Annotated in this window: 9 protein-coding genes; 8 read left to right on the top strand and 1 reads right to left on the bottom strand. The window is 35.4% G+C overall.

Features of this window, described 5'->3' with window-relative positions; translation table 11 throughout:
* The first annotated feature begins 39 nt into the window (after positions 1–39).
* Entirely contained in the window at positions 40–1,869 is a 1,830-nt protein-coding gene (locus tag Q0871_RS09230; protein ID WP_299321223.1) for a cbb3-type cytochrome c oxidase subunit I, read from the top strand.
* A gap of 132 nt (positions 1,870–2,001) precedes the next feature.
* Positions 2,002–2,829 carry a DUF2807 domain-containing protein gene (locus Q0871_RS09225; protein WP_299321222.1) on the top strand — a complete coding sequence of 276 codons (828 nt, stop codon included), beginning with the start codon at positions 2,002–2,004 and terminating at the stop codon, positions 2,827–2,829.
* Here the strand turns inward: Q0871_RS09225 and Q0871_RS09220 are convergent.
* Entirely contained in the window at positions 2,826–5,090 is a 2,265-nt protein-coding gene (locus Q0871_RS09220; protein ID WP_299321221.1) for an acyl-CoA dehydrogenase, read from the bottom strand. The genes Q0871_RS09225 and Q0871_RS09220 overlap by 4 nt on opposite strands.
* Positions 5,091–5,220: 130 nt before the next feature.
* Here Q0871_RS09220 and ruvB point away from each other — a divergent pair, with 130 nt between their 5' ends.
* The 6 genes from ruvB (at position 5,221) to sprA (ending at position 18,916) form a co-directional block, all read left to right on the top strand.
* Complete coding sequence (gene ruvB, locus Q0871_RS09215; protein ID WP_299321220.1) at positions 5,221–6,243, top strand: Holliday junction branch migration DNA helicase RuvB; 1,023 nt, start codon at positions 5,221–5,223, stop codon at positions 6,241–6,243.
* Positions 6,244–6,245: 2 nt separating this feature from the next.
* Positions 6,246–7,166, top strand: coding sequence for a tRNA epoxyqueuosine(34) reductase QueG (queG, locus tag Q0871_RS09210; RefSeq protein ID WP_299321290.1), 921 nt, complete (start codon positions 6,246–6,248; stop codon positions 7,164–7,166).
* 168 nt (positions 7,167–7,334) lie between these two features.
* Entirely contained in the window at positions 7,335–8,654 is a 1,320-nt protein-coding gene (locus tag Q0871_RS09205; RefSeq protein WP_299321219.1) for an MFS transporter, read from the top strand.
* Positions 8,655–8,772: 118 nt separating this feature from the next.
* Positions 8,773–11,067 (top strand): NADP-dependent malic enzyme, encoded by a 2,295-nt coding sequence (locus Q0871_RS09200; protein WP_299321218.1) that lies wholly within the window; start codon positions 8,773–8,775, stop codon positions 11,065–11,067.
* Between the two features lie 74 nt (positions 11,068–11,141).
* A complete protein-coding gene (gene ruvA, locus Q0871_RS09195) occupies positions 11,142–11,723 on the top strand; it encodes a Holliday junction branch migration protein RuvA (RefSeq protein WP_073242374.1) in 582 nt (193 codons plus the stop codon).
* 65 nt (positions 11,724–11,788) lie between these two features.
* Positions 11,789–18,916, top strand: a complete 7,128-nt coding sequence (gene sprA / locus Q0871_RS09190; protein ID WP_299321287.1) for a cell surface protein SprA — start codon at positions 11,789–11,791, stop codon at positions 18,914–18,916.
* Positions 18,917–18,974 lie beyond the last annotated feature (58 nt).

The raw sequence follows: 18,974 nt of genomic DNA, 5'->3' as shown, positions 1-18,974 counted from the left end.
AGCTATAATAAGAAAATTAATAAAAATAAGATTACGATTATGTCAGCAACAGCACATGCACATGTAGATGATCACGCACACGACGATCATGGACATCATCATAAAGAAACTTTTGTAACAAAGTACATCTTTAGCCAAGACCATAAAATGATTGCCAAACAATACCTTATAACGGGTGTATTGATAATGGGTTTTATTGGTATTGCAATGTCATTATTATTTAGAATGCAATTGGCATGGCCAGGTGAGGCATTTCCAATATTTGAGGCTCTTTTAGGAAAATGGGCTCCAGGTGGAGTTATGGATGCTGACGTTTATTTAGCTTTAGTAACAATGCATGGTACTATCATGGTATTCTTTGTACTTACTGCAGGTTTAAGTGGTACGTTTAGTAACCTATTGATTCCGTTGCAAATTGGTGCTCGAGATATGGCATCAGGATTCCTTAATATGGTATCATTCTGGTTGTTCTTTGTTTCAGCTGTAGTAATGGTTATTTCATTATTTGTTGAAGCAGGTCCGGCAGCAGCTGGATGGACAATTTACCCACCTTTAAGTGCATTACCAATGGCACAACCTGGTTCTGGTTTAGGTATGACTTTATGGTTAAGTTCAATGGCGATTTTCATTGCATCATCTCTTATAGGATCTTTGAACTACATCGTAACGGTTATAAACTTAAGAACTAAAGGAATGTCAATGACAAGATTGCCTTTAACGATATGGGCTTTCTTTGTAACGGCTATTATTGGGGTAGTTTCTTTCCCAGTTTTATTGTCAGCAGCATTATTATTGATTATGGATAGAAGTTTTGGTACTTCTTTCTTCCTTTCAGATATATTTATTCAAGGCGAGGTTTTACATTATCAAGGTGGTTCGCCGGTATTATTTGAACATTTATTCTGGTTTTTAGGGCACCCAGAGGTGTATATTGTGATTTTACCAGCAATGGGATTAGTATCTGAGATTATGGCTACTAGTGCACGTAAGCCTATATTTGGTTATCGAGCTATGATTGCTTCTATTCTTGCAATTGCTTTTCTTTCAACAATTGTATGGGGTCACCATATGTTTATCTCTGGTATGAATCCATTTTTAGGATCTGTATTTACATTTACAACTTTGTTGATAGCGATACCTTCAGCGGTGAAAGCATTTAACTGGATAACAACCCTCTGGAAAGGTAATCTGCAATTAAATCCTGCGATGCTATTTTCAATTGGTTTTGTATCAACATTTATTACAGGTGGTTTAACAGGTATTGTTTTAGGAGATAGTACATTAGATATTAATGTTCATGACACCTATTTCGTAATTGCTCACTTCCACTTAGTAATGGGTATCTCTGCATTATATGGTTTGTTTGCTGGTGTGTACCATTGGTTCCCTGTAATGTTTGAAGGAAAACTTTTAAATAAGAATTTAGGATATGTCCATTTTTGGGTAACTGCGGTTGCTGCTTACGGTGTGTTCTTTCCAATGCATTTTGTTGGTATGGCAGGTGTACCAAGAAGATATTATGAAAACACGGCGTTTCCAATGTTTGATGAACTAGCAGATATACAAGTATTAATGACCGTATTTGCTATTATTGCAGGTGCTGCTCAATTAGTGTTCGTAGCAAACTTTATCTATAGTGTTTTCTATGGTAAGGTTGGTCCAGTTAATCCTTGGAAATCTAATACATTAGAATGGACTGCTGAACAAAAGCATATTCATGGTAACTGGGCTGGTGCAATACCAGAAGTTCATAGATGGTCTTATGATTATAGTAAGGTTGATGAGAATGGTGAATATTATATTCCAGGTCAAGATTACATACCACAACACATACCACTTCAGGAAAATGAAGAAGAAATGAATCATTAAGCTTCATTGAGTTATATAAAAGCCCAACTAGTAATAGTTGGGCTTTTTTTTGCAATCTTCTTAAGATATTGCTAAGTTGTTTTATTATTACACAAAATTAAATACCTTCAATTTTAAATAGAAGTTTAGATTATGAAAAAGTTCGCCCTACTTGTTATAGTATTGTTTATTTCAGTTAATGGTTACTCTCAACGTAAACCTAAGATAAAGGGGAATAAAAATGTCATTGAAGTAAGAGAAGATTTAGAGCCTTTTACAGCAATTGAATTAGTCGATGATTTAGATATTGTAATTCAGAAGTCTACAACTGAAGGTTATGCGTTAGAATTGGACGATAATTTATTGGATGTTCTTAAATTTAAAGTTGACGATGGTATTCTTAAGATATCATCATTTTATAATATAACGTCAAAAAAGAAACTTGATATTACTATCTTCTTTCAAGAACTAAGTAGTATTAAGATGCTAAATGGTAAAATTAGCATGAAAGACGTTATTTCTACAAATCGCTTAAGAGTACAAACTTTTGGTACTTCTAGATTAGAATTAAACGCTACTGCCGATATTATGGATATTACAATGGAAGAAATAAGTTCTGGTGATTTCAATTTAGCTAGTGATTCATTGAATATAACCTTAAAGGATAGAATAGATGTGAAATTGTATAGCACAGGAGCCAGTAACAATATTTACATGTATAAAAATGCTTCAGCGAAAGTAGAGGGTAATGCAGATTACTTAATGGCGAAAATGTACGGTAGTAGCTCTTTAAAAGCAGCTGACCTGCAAGCCAACTATGTGCTTCTAGTTACTGAAGATTCGCCAGATATTGAAGTCAGAGCATTAAAAACCTTACAACTTAGTTCAAAAGGAGGTACTAGAACCAAACTATATGGTGAACCACAAATTACCATTTTAGACTTTCTAGATACCTCGCGATTAGAAAAGGAGCGAAACTAATTCGCTATAGGTGCTGTCATTAAATGCTCAGGTATGCCAAAACCGTCTACAAGACTATTTAAATGTGGTCTTAGCTCGGTACATAAACGTTCAACTCTTTGGCGTATAGCTTTTGACTTAGTTCCGCTAATGTAGCCTTGTTCTAGATACCAAGAAGCATCTTTTCTTATTTCGGAAAGTGCGTATAAAGTTCCTAATTTTTCAAATAACGCTTTATACTCTGGTTCAGTCATTGAGCTTGTGTGCTCTATAAATGATTTATAAGCTAGTTCGGCACTATATGCCTTGCCAAGAGTCATTAAATGAGTTTGAACCTTTAAAAATGCTTGATAAGACGGAATACCTTTTTTAATATATCCCCTAATTCGCATAGCTATTGTATAGGTAAGTCTTCTTGTTCTATGCTCAAAGGCATGAACATGAAACTTCGGGTTGTATAAATGGTCCTTATCCGTCTTGTTCGTGTATAGCGGATTTATGGTAGAAAGCTTATCACTTAGTTGAGAGCTTAACAGTTTTAATACCGTTGAAAAGCCTGCGCTATTAAATTCAGCTTTAAAATCTGAAAGTACGCCTTTTGCCGCAAGTTGTAATAATACATTATTATCGCCTTCAAACGTGGTGAATATATCTACATCGCCTTTTAAATCTGCAATTCTGTTTTCTAACAAATAACCTTTGCCGCCACAGGCTTCACGACATTCTTGAATAGTATCGTTAGCATACCAGGTAATAATAGATTTAAGTCCTGCTACCTGTGTTTCAACTTGTCTTTTGTCTGGTTGAGATTCATCGCAGTAAAGCTTCATCATTTTATCTAATGTAATGTGATACACATATGCACTTGCAACTAGCGGAGTTAAACGTAATTGATGAGATGGGTAATCCATCAATAAATCTTCCTGTATTTTTACACTATCATTAAATTGTCTTCTTTTTAAAGCATGTTTAATAGCTATGGTCAGCGCATATTTGGCTCCGCCTAAACCTGCTCTCGCAACACAAATTCTACCACCTACTAAAGTACCCAGCATGGTAAAGAATCGTTTGTTAGGATTTTTAATTTCCGAATAGTATTCTCCATTACCTAAAATGGTTCCGTACTTGTTTAGTAAATTTTCTTTGGGTACTTCAACTTGATTAAACCAGATCTTGCCATTATCAACACCGTTTAGCCCTAGTTTATAACCATTGTCTTCAATAGTTATACCCGGTAGTAGCTCATGCTTTTCATTTCTAAGTGGAACTAGAATGGCATGAACACCTTCATTTTTTCCATTAATAATAAGCTGGGCAAATACAGATGCCATTTTAGAGTGTATGGCATTGCCGATATATTCTTTATTGTCATTTTTACCAGGAGTGTGAATGACGATAGTTTCAGTTTTCTTGTTGTAGGTTGCTGTAGTTTTTATTCCGCGAACATTTGATCCGTGTCCGGTTTCTGTCATTGCAAAGCATCCTAATAATTCTGTTTTTCCTGTTGCGGTTAAATATTTGTCATGGTGTTTTTTGGTTCCCAGTTTTTGAATGCTTCCTCCGAACAATCCAAATTGTACACCAAATTTTATAGCTAAGCTTCCATCAGACCACATCATATTTTCGAAAATGGTAGCATAGCCCTCCATATCATTGGTGCCGCCATATTCTTTTGGGTAAGCCATTGCACCGTACCCTTTATCCGCTAGAAATTCTACTTGTTTTAAAACATGATTTCTAAATTCTTTTTTGTCACGTCTAACTTCCCATGAAAATATAGGATCGTTAAGTACTGATCTAAAGGAATCTATAGCTTCTGCATGTTCTCCTTTTAAAATGGTGTCTATAACTTGTGCAGAATACTGTGAAGACTTTTTTTCTAAATCAATATGTACCTCAAATAAATGATTGTAATGATTTGGTTGAATGCCCAAGTTTATTTCAATCTCTTTAATTTGATCATTGAACAAGATGTCATTATGATAATGCGATGCTACTTTTTGACTGAATGCCGCAAGCGGATATGTTTCATGCTCTATCAACTTTACATTGCTATTGATAATTAATTGTTTCCAAGACTTAAATAATTCGTTCTTTGGTGGATTTTTGACATTCATCCATGTTTTAAGTTGTTTTTTATCATCGCCAGATAATGTGTTATCGTTAGAAATAGCATAATCAACGACATTTATTTCTGAAGCCGAGAGCAGGTCATCTGACCAGATAATATAAAAAACAGGAATATATTGTAAAACTTGTGCAGTATAATTTTCTTTTGTCATGCCATGAAATTACAATATTTAGTTAGATTTCTTATATGTATTTAACGCTTCATTTAGGGATTCGGATAAATTCAATTACCTAATGGTATAGATGTAAAGTTATCTCGTGTTTGTCTATCTTTGTTAGTGTATGAACGAGTATTTAGATCCATCTGCTGATGGTTTCTCTAATGAGGAGCTAGACATTGAAAGAGCATTAAGACCCATAAATTTTGACGATTTTACAGGTCAAGAACAGGTGCTTGAAAATCTTAAGGTATTTGTTGAAGCTGCAAATAGAAGAGGAGAGGCCTTGGATCATACCTTGTTTCATGGTCCCCCAGGTTTAGGTAAAACTACATTGGCAAATATCCTAGCTAATGAATTGGGTGTAGGTATCAAGATCACTTCCGGTCCTGTTTTGGATAAACCTGGCGATTTAGCTGGACTCTTGACAAATTTAGATGAGCGGGATGTTTTGTTTATTGATGAAATTCACAGATTAAGTCCTATTGTAGAAGAGTATTTATACTCTGCGATGGAAGATTATAAGATTGATATCATGTTAGAATCTGGGCCAAATGCGCGGTCTGTTCAGATTAATTTGAATCCGTTTACTTTGATTGGTGCTACCACCCGTTCTGGATTATTGACAGCACCAATGCGTGCACGATTTGGTATTCAAAGTAGGTTACAATATTATTCTACCGAATTGCTTTCGACTATTGTTGAACGTAGTGCAGAAATATTACGTGTACCCATTACTCAAGATGCAGCCATAGAAATTGCCGGTAGAAGTAGAGGTACACCTAGAATTTGTAATGCGTTACTTAGAAGAGTACGTGATTTTGCAGAGATAAAAGGAAATGGCTCTATTGATATGGAAATTTCAAAATTTAGCTTAAAGGCATTAAATGTAGATGCGCATGGGCTAGATGAAATGGATAATAAAATTCTAACCACTATTATTGATAAGTTTAAAGGCGGTCCTGTAGGTATTACCACTTTAGCAACTGCGGTATCTGAAAGTGCAGAAACTATTGAAGAAGTTTATGAGCCATTTCTAATTCAGCAAGGGTTTATTATGAGAACTCCTCGTGGTCGTGAAGTAACCGAATTGGCTTACAAGCACCTTGGTAGAATAAAAGGAGGAATTCAACCTGGCTTGTTTTGAGTATAGACATAAAATCTAAATGGACAAATAGCATTAAAACCGAAGCCAAACGCCTCGGTTTTTTATCATGTGGTATATCCAAGTCAAATTTTTTAGAAGAAGAAGCACCTAGGTTAGAAAAGTGGTTGAATAAAAATATGAATGGCGAAATGAGCTATATGGCTAATCATTTCGATAAAAGATTAGACCCGAGATTATTGGTTGAAGGCTCTAAGTCGGTTATTTCTCTTTTATTAAATTACTATCCAGAGGAAACGCAAACCGATGATTCTTATAAGATTTCAAAATATGCATATGGTCAAGATTATCATCATATCATCAAAACCAAACTAAGGCAATTACAAGAGTTTATTACCGAGGAAATAGGCGAGGTCAATGGTCGTGCTTTTGTAGATTCTGCCCCTGTATTAGATAAAGCTTGGGCAGCAAAAAGTGGGCTAGGATGGATAGGTAAGAATAGCAATTTACTCACCCAGCAAGTTGGCTCTTTTTATTTTATAGCAGAGTTGATAGTTGATTTAGAATTAGAATATGACCATGCGGTAACCGATCATTGTGGTACCTGTACCGCCTGTATAGATGCCTGCCCAACACAGGCAATTGTTGATCCGTACGTTGTTGATGGTAGTAAGTGTATTTCTTACTTTACGATTGAGTTAAAAAATGAACTGCCAAACGAAATGAAAGGTTCTTTTGATGATTGGATGTTCGGCTGTGATGTTTGCCAAGATGTTTGCCCTTGGAATCGGTTTTCGAAACCACATAATGAACCATTATTCAACCCTAATCCAGACCTCCTTAGTATGACTAAAAAAGACTGGGAAGAAATAACTGTCGATGTCTTTCAAAAAGTGTTCAAGAAATCTGCGGTTAAGCGAACGAAGTTCGACGGACTCACAAGAAATATTGAGTTTTTAAAATAATTGAAACTTCTCAATCGTTTTCGTTCGATTTTCTGAATAGTAATGTACTAGAACAGTCTTAATTATATTATATTGGTAGTCGTTGAAAATTACGTTTTCCGAAATAATACTATAGGTTTTGTGAGAATGTACTAAAACGTATCACCAATTAATTAACTGATCTCGTACATGAAGTTCAATAAACCAAGTCTAAGTTTCTGGCAGATATTTAATATGAATGTTGGTTTTTTAGGAATCCAGTATAGCTTCGGGTTGCAGCAAACCGCTATTAATCCTATTTTCTTATATCTAGGTGCCCCAGAAGATATGCTTCCTATTTTAAATATCGCTGGTCCGGTAACAGGGTTAATTGTGCAGCCTATAATTGGGGCTATTTCAGATAAAACATGGTCAGAACGTTGGGGTAGAAGAAAGCCTTTTTTCTTGATTGGGGCAATTTTGGGTAGTTTATGTTTATTCGCTTTCCCAACGAGTCCCGTTTTATGGTTTGCTGTTGGTTTACTTTGGATCCTTGACGTAGGTAACAATATGGCAATGGAGCCTTATAGGGCTTTTGTTGGTGATAAACTTCCTGAGAAACAATTGAGTTTAGGTTATCAAATGCAAAGTTTGTTTGTGGGTGCAGGTATACTTTTAGCAAATGGATCTATTGTACTATTCCAATATTTATTTGGAGGTGAATCTGTTGAAGTTGCTGGAACGATACCTACTTGGTTGTACTACTCATTTTATATTGGTGCAATTCTTTCCATTACCACTATCCTTTATTCAGTTTTAAAAACTCCAGAAATTCCCCCTTCATCAGAAGAGTTGACCGCGATTAACAATGCAAAAGCTAAACCGTTAACTGAGCGCATTGCTTTACCCTTTAAAGAAATTAGAGAATCTATACAGAAAATGCCCAAATTTATGTGGAGAGTAGGGGTAGTATATTTATTTCAGTGGTATGCACTATTTATTTACTGGCAGTATACTACACCGCTGTTTAAATTGACAATGGGCTACTCAACAGGAGAGGCAGCTTCTCAATCTGCACAAATGAGTTTAACTTATAATATAGTTACCATGGTAGTTGCTTTGGCTTTGGTGCCTTTGACATTGAAATTCGGTGGTAAAAAAATATATGCATTAAGCTTGTTCGGTACTGCTATTTCATTATTTACGATTCCGTATATCTCAGATCCGATTATGGTTCTGGTGCCAATGGTTCTTTTCGGTATTGGTTGGGCGGCAATGATGGGTATTCCTTATACCATGGTGTCAAAAGTGGTTCCGCAAGAAAGACGTGGTGTTTATATGGGTATCTTAAATATGATGATCGTAATCCCTATGGGTATTGAGACGCTCACATTCGGACCTATTTATAAATATTTACTTGGTAATAATGCTATTAATGCCATGTTGTTTGCTGGAGCATTTTTTGCAATCTCTGCTTTTTTAGCATTACGTCTTAATGTGACAAATAAAGAGAAGGCGTCTGAATTGTAATTTTATATGCTACTTTGAGCATATAAAATAGAACAATATATTTTGTTTACATAAATACGGATCTGCTTAACGCTTTCTTACAGAATACCTTTAAATTTGTTTTTTTAAATAGAAGAGTATGAGCAATGAAAAGCTAAGAAGAGAAGCACTTATTTATCATGCAAAACCACAGCCTGGTAAGATAAAAATAGTACCCACAAAACCTTATAGTACACAACGTGATCTTGCTCTGGCTTACTCGCCCGGTGTGGCGGAGCCTTGCTTAGAAATAGCAAAGGATAAAGAAAACGCATATAAATATACCTCTAAAGGTAATTTAGTTGCTATTATTTCTAATGGTACGGCTGTATTAGGATTAGGAAACATAGGCCCTGAGGCATCAAAACCTGTAATGGAAGGTAAAGGTCTTCTTTTTAAGATTTTCGCTGATATCGATGGTATTGATATTGAAGTGGATACTGAAGATGTAGATAAGTTTATTGAAACTGTAAAGATGATTGCCCCAACTTTTGGTGGAATTAATCTTGAAGATATAAAAGCCCCTGAAGCTTTTGAAATTGAACGCAGATTAAAAGAGGAGTTAGATATTCCTGTAATGCATGATGATCAACATGGTACTGCTATAATTTCTGCAGCTGCTTTATTAAATGCATTAGAGATTTCTGACAAGAAAATGGATGAAGTGCGCATCGTTATCAGTGGTGCGGGTGCTGCGGCTGTTTCATGTACTAAATTGTATAAAGCATTTGGTGCCAAGGCAGAGAATATAGTAATGCTTGACAGTAAGGGTGTCATTAGAAAAGATGCAGATAATTTATCGCCAGCTAAAAAGGAATTTGCTACCGATAGAAAAATTAACACGCTTGATGAAGCGATGGTTGATGCCGATGTATTCGTTGGTCTTTCAATAGCTAATGTAGTAACTCCAAATATGTTACTGTCTATGGCTAAGAACCCTATTGTATTTGCTATGGCTAATCCGGATCCAGAGATAGCTTACGATTTAGCAGTTGCTACCAGAAAAGATATTATAATGGCAACGGGACGATCTGATCATCCTAATCAAGTAAACAACGTACTTGGTTTTCCATTTATATTTAGAGGTGCTTTAGATGTTAGGGCAACGGCAATAAACGAGGCTATGAAAATGGCAGCAGTAAAAGCTTTGGCAGATTTAACAAGGCAACCTGTACCTGAACAAGTGAATATAGCTTATGGCGAAACAAGATTAACATTTGGTAAGGAGTATATTATACCTAAGCCTTTTGATCAGCGATTAATATATGAAATACCACCTGCAGTAGCTAAAGCAGCTATGGAGAGTGGTGTTGCCAAAGCTCCAATCGATGATTGGGATAAATATAGAGAAGAACTTATGCTTCGTTCGGGTAACGATAATAAAGTTGTGCGATTATTACATGGTAGAGCACGTAGTAATGCTAAGAGAATAGTATTTGCTGAAGCTGATCATTTAGATGTTTTAAAAGCAGCACAAATAGTTCATGAAGAGGGTATTGCTATTCCTATTCTTTTGGGTAGAAAAGATATTATTCTTGAATTGAAAAAAGAGTTGGAGTTCGATGCTGATTTGGTGATTATTGATCCTATCTCAAAGGAGTTCGACGAACGTCATATTCGTTATGCTACTAAATATTGGGAAAGTCGTAAACGAAGTGGTGTAACTTTTTACAGTGCAAAAATAAAAATGCGTGAGCGTAACTATTTTGGCTCGATGATGGTTCTTGAAGGTGATGCAGACGGAATGATTTCTGGTTACTCAAGAGCTTATCCTACGGTAGTAAAACCAATTTTAGAAGTTATTGGAAGAGCAAGTGGGGTTAAAAAGGTCGCAACAGTGAATATTATGATTACCGATAGGGGTCCATTATTTTTAGCGGATACCTCTATTAACATAGAGCCAAATGCAGAAGAGCTTGCAGATATAGCACAAATGACTGCGAATGTTGCTTCTAATTTTGGTTTTGATCCTGTATTGGCGATGTTGAGCTATGCTAACTTTGGGTCTTCAACGCATCCTAATGCTAGAAAAGTTAGAGAGGCTGTTCGTATTCTCCATGAGACAAAACCTGATTTGGTAGTTGATGGTGAAATACAAATGGATTTTGCTTTAAACAAAGAACTTCATGAGAGTAAGTTCCCATTCTCTAAACTAGCGGGTAGAAAAGTAAACACTTTAATATTTCCGAATTTAGAATCGGCAAATATTACCTATAAACTTTTAAAGGAACTGAACAGTTCAGAGTCTATCGGTCCAATTATGGTCGGTTTAAGAAAAGCGGTTCATATTATGCAATTAGGTGCCAGCGTAGACGAAATAGTAAACATGGCGGCAATAGCTGTAATTGATGCTCAAGAGCGCGAAAAGCGCAAGAAAGCTAAAGGTTCAAAATAATATTTAATTAAATAATAACTCAAACAGGGAAATTGGTAGACATACTTCTTTCCCTTTTTAATTTTAAAAAAACCATGATACATCACTTAAGAGGAAAACTAGTAGAGAAGAACCCAACTCATGTTATTATCGAATGTGGTGGTGTGGGCTATTTTGTAAATATTTCTTTAAACACTTTTTCAAAACTGCCAGAGCAAGAAAACATCTCAGTTTTTACGCACCTACAAGTGAAGGAAGATTCTCACACGTTGTTTGGGTTTGTTGAAAAATCTGAACGTGAAATATTCCGATTATTGCTATCTGTTTCCGGTATTGGATCAAGTATAGCCAGAACCATGCTTTCATCTATGTCTCCTTCTCAGGTAAGAGATGCCATTGCTAACGGAGATGTTGCATCAATACAGGCCGTAAAAGGTATAGGAGCCAAAACCGCACAACGTGTAATTTTGGATCTTAGAGATAAGGTATTAAAAGTTTACGATATAGATGAACTTTCACTAAGTATAAACAATACAAATAAAGATGAAGCGTTATCTGCTTTAGAAGTTCTAGGCTTCGCACGTAAACAATCAGAGAGGGTTGTCGATAAAGTGCTTAGTCAAGATGCTTCTCTAAGTGTCGAGAATATAATTAAACTCGCGCTCAAAAATTTGTAATAAGTTTGAAAAACGGGGTAACTAAATTTCTTAAAATTTCTTTTAAGCACATCTTTGTATTCTTTATGTTTTTGGGTTCCATAACAAGTGTTGTGGCGCAAGAAACAGAAGAACAGGAAATTGATTCGGTAAAAACAGGGTATGATCTGGGGAGAATTCTAATTGAGAATCCAGAAAGTATTGTGTCAAGGTATATTTATGACCCAGAACTTGATCGTTATATCTATAATGAGAGTGTGGGCGATTTTAATATCGGTTATCCTATAATTCTTACACCAGATCAATATTTTAAATTGATTAGGGAAGAAGGAATAAAATCATATTTCAAAGAAAAATCTGATGCATATTCAGGTAAAAAAGAAGGTAGTGAAGAAGCTCGTAAAAATTTACTTCCTAACTTTTATGTAAATAACGATTTCTTTTCAACCATTTTTGGTGGTAATACTATAGAGATAATTCCACAAGGATCTGTTGCGATGGATTTAGGTGTTATCTGGCAGAAAAATGATAACCCATCTTTATCACCAAGAAACAGAACGAATCTTTCTTTCGATTTTGATCAGCGTATTAGTCTTAGTATGCTTGGTCAAATAGGGGAGCGTTTGCAAGTAACTGCCAATTACGATACAGAAGCAACTTTCGATTTTCAGAATATTGTTAAGTTAGATTATACGCCAACAGAAGATGATATCATTCAATCTATAGAAGTTGGTAACGTAAACATGCCACTTAATAGTTCGCTAATTTCTGGTGCTCAGAGTTTATTTGGTGTAAAAACGAAGCTACAATTTGGTAAAACATCTGTAACTGCTGTTTTTTCCGAACAACAATCACAAAACAATACTGTAGTAGCACAAGGCGGTGGTACGGTAAACGAATTTTCATTAACTGCTTTGGATTATGATGAGGATAGGCATTTCTTTTTAGGTCAATACTTTAGAGACAACTATAACAATGCTCTTTCCTCTTATCCTTATATACAAAGTCAAGTTCAAATAACACGTATAGAAGTTTGGATAACCAATAGAACACAACAGACCTTGAATGTGCGTAATGTTGTGGCTATTCAAGATTTAGGTGAATCAGATATAACGAAAACTAGAGTTGGTCAAAATAGTGGTAGCGGTAGCGGTTTCTTTAATGGTCCTGCAGATTTAAGACCTAGAAACAACGCCAATGATTATGATCCCGCGTTAATATTAACCAATAATGGTGCGTTAAACGATAATATTAGGGAAATAGCTACAGTAGAAAGCGGTTTTAATGCAGGTAGTTTTGCTGCCGGGTATTCTCCAAACCAGGGCTTTGATTATGCTTATTTGGAAAATGCACGAAAATTAGTTGAGGGTACAGACTTTGATTACGATAGTCAACTTGGGTACATTTCATTAAATCAGCGTTTAAGTAATGATGAGGTATTGGGTGTTGCTTATCAATATACTTTTCAAGGTCAGGTTTATCAAGTGGGTGAATTTGCCAATGGAGATGTTGAAGCTACAACAGTTACAACTGATGCGACTAGTACTATTATAGAGAATAATACACTTATCTTAAAGTTGTTAAAAAGTAATATTACCAACATTTCGGATCCGATTTGGGATTTGATGATGAAGAATATTTATTCAACTGGTGCATATAGTTTAAGTGAAGAAGATTTTAAAATGAATATTCTATATTCAGACCCTACCTCTAGAAATTATATAACACCTATTGAAGAAGGTTTGGCTTCTGGCTGGCCAGAAGGTTTGGAAGAGACCATACTTTTAAATCTCTTTCATTTAGATAGATTAAATACTTATGAAGATTTACAGCCAGGGGGTGATGGATTTTTTGATTTTATAGATGGTCAAACAATAGATGTACAGAATGGGAGAATTATTTTTACCACTGTAGAACCTTTTGGTGAATATTTATATGAAATTTTAGAAAACGGCAATAGTGGTCAATACGATGTTACTTCTGGTTATAATGCAAACCAAGAGCAATATGTTTTTAGGAGTATGTACTCGTTAACTAAAACTGCTGCACTTCAAGATTCTGAGAAAAACAAATTTTTATTAAAAGGTACCTATAAATCTGAAAGTAGCAATGGTATTTCTATTGGTGCTTTTAATGTTTCTCAAGGTTCGGTAACGGTTACGGCAAACGGTAGAACCCTGCAAGAGGGTATCGATTATACGGTAAACTACCAATCGGGCACCGTTCAAATTTTAGATCCAAGTTTAGAGGCATCAGGTGTACCTATTAATATATCTGTAGAAAACAATGCTGTCTTTGGTCAACAAACACGTCGATTTACTGGTGTAAATGTAGAACATCAATTCAATGAGAAGTTTGTGTTGGGGGGTACATTGTTAAACCTTAATGAACGGCCACTAACTCAAAAATCTACTTACGGTGTAGAATCTGTAAATAATACTATTTTTGGATTGAACGGTAATTTTTCTACTGAGGTTCCTTTCTTGACCCGTATGGTCAATAAGTTACCAAATATAGATACCGATGTACCTTCTAATTTTTCTGTAAGAGCAGAAATGGCGGCATTAATACCTGGTTCTCCAAGTAATGCAGATTTTGAGGGCGAAACAACCACATATTTAGATGATTTTGAAGGTGCGCAGGCGTTAATTGATATTAGAGCTTCACTTGGGTGGTCTCTTTCTAGTATGCCTTTAGAATTTGGTAATGGCGATCAGCTTTTTGGTGGCTCTCCAGAAGACCCAACAAACTTATTAAATGGTTATGGTAGAGCTAAACTATCTTGGTATTCTATTGATCCAATATTCTTTACCACACAAAGACCTGCTGAGATTAGCGATGATGATATTTCAACAAACGCTACAAGAAGAATATATATAGATGAAGTATATCCTGAGACCGATGTAGCCCAAGGTACAACACAAGTACAAACAACTTTAGATATAGTGTACTATCCTACGGAAAAAGGACCATATAATAATAACCCTGATTTTGAGACGGAAGCTTCAAATGAAAAATGGGGTGGTATGATGCGCTCACTAAGTAGTACAGATTTTGAACAAAGTAATGTCGAATTTGTACAGTTTTGGGTAATGGACCCTTATGTAGATGGTGTGTCTAGTGGTTCTGGTGAGTTGGTAATTAATCTTGGTAATATTTCTGAGGATATTTTACGTGATGGTAAAAAACAGTATGAAAATGGATTGCCAGGTGTAGATAGTAGTGATTTTGTATCAGCAACTTCTTGGGGAGAAGTACCCGCAACACAATCTTTGGTATATGCTTTTGATGCCGACGAAAATAATAGAGTGTTACAAGATACTGGTTTTGATGGTGTTGATGATATTCGAGAAGCTGATATTTATACTAATAATAATGGTGATGATCCAGCATTGGACAATTATACTTATTACTTAAATAAGGAGGGAAGTATATTAGAAAGGTATATTGATTTTAATAACCCGCAAGGTAACTCACCTGTTTCGGTTTCTGATACCGATAGGGGTTCTACAACATTGCCAGATGTTGAAGACATTGATAGAGATTTAACCATGAATACGGTAAATAGTTATTATGAGTATCGTATAGCAATAAAGCCAAATACCACAATTAATGATGAGTATGTAACTGATATTATAGAAGGTACCGCTAGTGGAGACACTAGAATACCGAACGGAGATGATGTGAATTATCGTTGGATACAGTATAAGGTTCCCTTGAGCGACTTTGCTGATGCCATTGGTGGGATAACTGATTTTAGGTCTATTAGTTTTATGCGTATGTATATGACTGGGTTTACCGGCCAGACTATACTACGTTTTGCAGCTTTAGATTTGGTAAGAGGAGATTGGCGTACATATACCAGTACATTACAAGATACAGATATCGATAGTGACCCAACTGACGATGGTACTACTTTAGACGTAAATACCGTAAATATTGAAGAAAATAGTAGTAGAACGCCAATACCATACGTATTACCGCCAGGTGTGGTTAGAGAGCAACTTAATAATAATAACACTATTATTCGTCAAAATGAGCAATCTCTTTCTTTGACGGTATCTGATCTAGAATCTGAAGATTCGAGAGGGGTTTTTAAATATTTAAATGTAGATATTCGTCAATATGAACAATTAAAAATGTTCATGCATGCAGAGAAAATTGTAGATAGTGATTATGCAGATACTTCGACTCCATTAGTTGGTTTCTTGCGTATGGGTACAGATTTTACTCAGAACTATTACCAAATTGAATTACCATTAGAGTTTACACCTTTTACGGCAGTTGCAGATGATGAGGTGTGGCCAGAAAATAATGAGTTGAATATTTATCTTAGTGATTTGACAAAAGTTAAGTCGCAATGGATTTCAGATGGCGATTTAAATGATGTTCGATTCTTTGAGATTGAAAATGATGAAGTAATTCCCGTTGGTGAATTTGATGTTCGTACGCCTGGTAGAGTGCGTATAGGTATTAAAGGTAATCCATCATTAGGTAGTATTCGAACTATGATGGTGGGTGTAAAAAATCAAGATATTTTACCGGCCAGAGGAGAAGTTTGGTTTAATGAACTACGCCTTGCAGGTTTAGATAATAATGGAGGTTGGGCAGCTATTGCGGCTATTGACGCAAATATTGCAGATTTTGCAAATATTAGTGCAACCGGAAGTAAAAGTACATCTGGTTTCGGGTCTATTGATCAACTACCAAATGAACGTGCTCGGGAAGATGCAGTGTCTTATGACGTAGTTACTAATGTTAATGTCGGTCAATTATTTCCTAAGAAATGGGGTATTCAATTACCGTTTAATTACGGAATTTCAGAGCAATTGATTACGCCGGAGTTTGATCCAGTTTATGATGATTTAAAACTAGAGGATAGAATTGCTGCTGAAGATACTCAAGAAGGTAAAGATGAGGTCTTGGAGCAAGCTGAAGATTATACTAAACGTACCAGTATCAACTTAATTGGTGTTCGTAAAGCTCGTGGTGAAGAGGCTGATGCCAATTTTTATGATATTGAAAACTTTACATTCAACTATAGCTATAACGAAACTGACCACAGAGATTTTGAAATAGCAGAATTAAAGGAGCAAAGTGTAAATACAGGTTTTGTATACAATCATAGTTTTGAGCCGGTCGAGTTAGCACCTTTCGCTAAAAAAGATTCGCTTTTTACAGGTAAGTACTGGCAATGGCTAAAAGACTTGAACTTAAATTTATTGCCATCTAATATTGGGATTACTTCTAATATTAATAGACAATTCAATGCACAACGTTTTAGAGATGTGTATACCGATGGAGAAGATAGAATTGAATTACCTGAGTTACAACAACGTAATTATTTGTTTAATTGGCAGTATGCTATCAATTACAATTTAACAAAGTCGTTACGTTTAAATTTAACGGGTTCCAATAATAATATCGTTAGAAATTACCTGAACGAAGATGAACCTTTAGAATCCACTGATCGAATTATGAATGAATTGGGTATGTGGGACGGTTTCTTTGATGTTGGTGAACCGAATAGACATTCTCAACAAATGCAATTGAACTATGAGATTCCATTTTCCAAAATACCTGCGTTAGACTTTATTAGTACACAGTATTCATATACCAGTAATTTTGATTGGCAAAGAGGTGGAGATGCATTGTTTGAAGTAGCCGGTGAATATATCAACACGGTACAGAATGCAAATACGCATACGTTGACTTCTTCTTTGACTATGCAGAAGTTTTATGATTTAATCGGTCTTAAAAAACGTGAAGCTCCTAAGGCTTCAACTTCAGGACCTATACGAAGGGATAAATCTGGCGCGTTGTCCGAAGATCAAGAAAAAATTAAAGGGAAAACAAGCGATTTATTCAATACGGTTGTAGATATAGTTACTATGGTGAAACGATTAAATTTTAACTATAGTGAGAATAATGGTACTGTACTACCTGGATATACACAATCTGTTGGGTTTGTTGGTACTACCAAACCAACTGTAGGTTTCTTATTCGGTAGTCAATCAGATGTTCGTTATGAAGCGGCTAGAAACGGTTGGCTTACAGGGTATGCGGAATTCAATGAGCAATTCATCCAAAGAACAAATAAGCAATTGAATATTACTGCTACGGCACAACCAACAAGAGATATTACAATTGACCTAGTGGCAGACAGACAGTTTTCAGACAGCTATCAAGAAAATTTTAATGTTGTTGATCAAGAGTATAACCTGCAGTTGGGTAACAACTATGGTAGTTTTAGTATTTCCACTATGATGATCGGTACTGCTTTTGGTAAGAGCGATGAGTTCGATTCAAGTACTTTTCAGCAGTTTAAGGATAATAGAATTACTGTTGCGAATAGGTTGATTTCCGATAGATCGCAACCTGTAGGTGATTTAGATGAAGATGGTTTTCCGCAGTTATATGGCAAAACTCAACAAGAGGTATTATTACCTGCTTTCTTTGCAGCATATACAGGGCAAGATGCTGAACGTGTAAACTTAGATACGTTTAGAGATATTCCAATACCTAACTGGAGTATTAAGTATACCGGTTTAATGAAAAGCAAATGGTTTAAAAAGAAATTTAAACGCTTTTCTCTAAGTCATGGGTATCGTGCATCATATAGTATTAACTCCTACCAAACGAATTTAGAGAAGGTGCAGTTGATTAATGATGGTCAAGATGCTATAAATGCTGAGAATTTAGATCTCTTGCCGGATTTAATTTTGAACAATGTAGTACTTACAGATCAGTTTAATCCTTTGGTTCGTGTAGATTTTGAAATGAAGAATTCTGTTAGCGTGTTAGCAGAGGTAAGAACAGATAGGGCATTATCATTAAGTTTTGATAATGATTTAATGACCGAGATTAATGGTAAAGAATATACAGTTGGTTTGGGGTATCGTTTCAAAGATGTAAAATTTGTAACCAATATTGGCGGAAATAAAACTAGATTAAAAGGTGATTTAAATTTAAAAGCAGATTTGACATTACGTGATAATATTACGATTATTAGAAATTTAGATATCAATAGCAATCAAATAACCTCTGGTCAAAACCTTATGTCATTGAAATTTACCGCAGATTACGCCTTAAGTAAGAACCTAAATGCATTGTTCTTTTACGATCATTCATTTTCTCAGTTTGCAGTCTCTACGGCTTTTCCACAAACAACTATTAATACCGGATTTACAATTCGTTACAATTTTGGTAATTAATAGGGCTGTTTAATAAGGGATAGACTTAATTATTAGCTGCACTTTTGATCAAATCATA

Origin of the sequence: uncultured Maribacter sp. (assembly GCF_947500985.1) — a bacterium.
In the GTDB taxonomy this organism is placed as follows: domain Bacteria; phylum Bacteroidota; class Bacteroidia; order Flavobacteriales; family Flavobacteriaceae; genus Maribacter.
The sequence above is the reverse complement of the archived record's forward strand: the minus strand, read 5'-3'. Positions and strand labels throughout refer to the sequence as shown.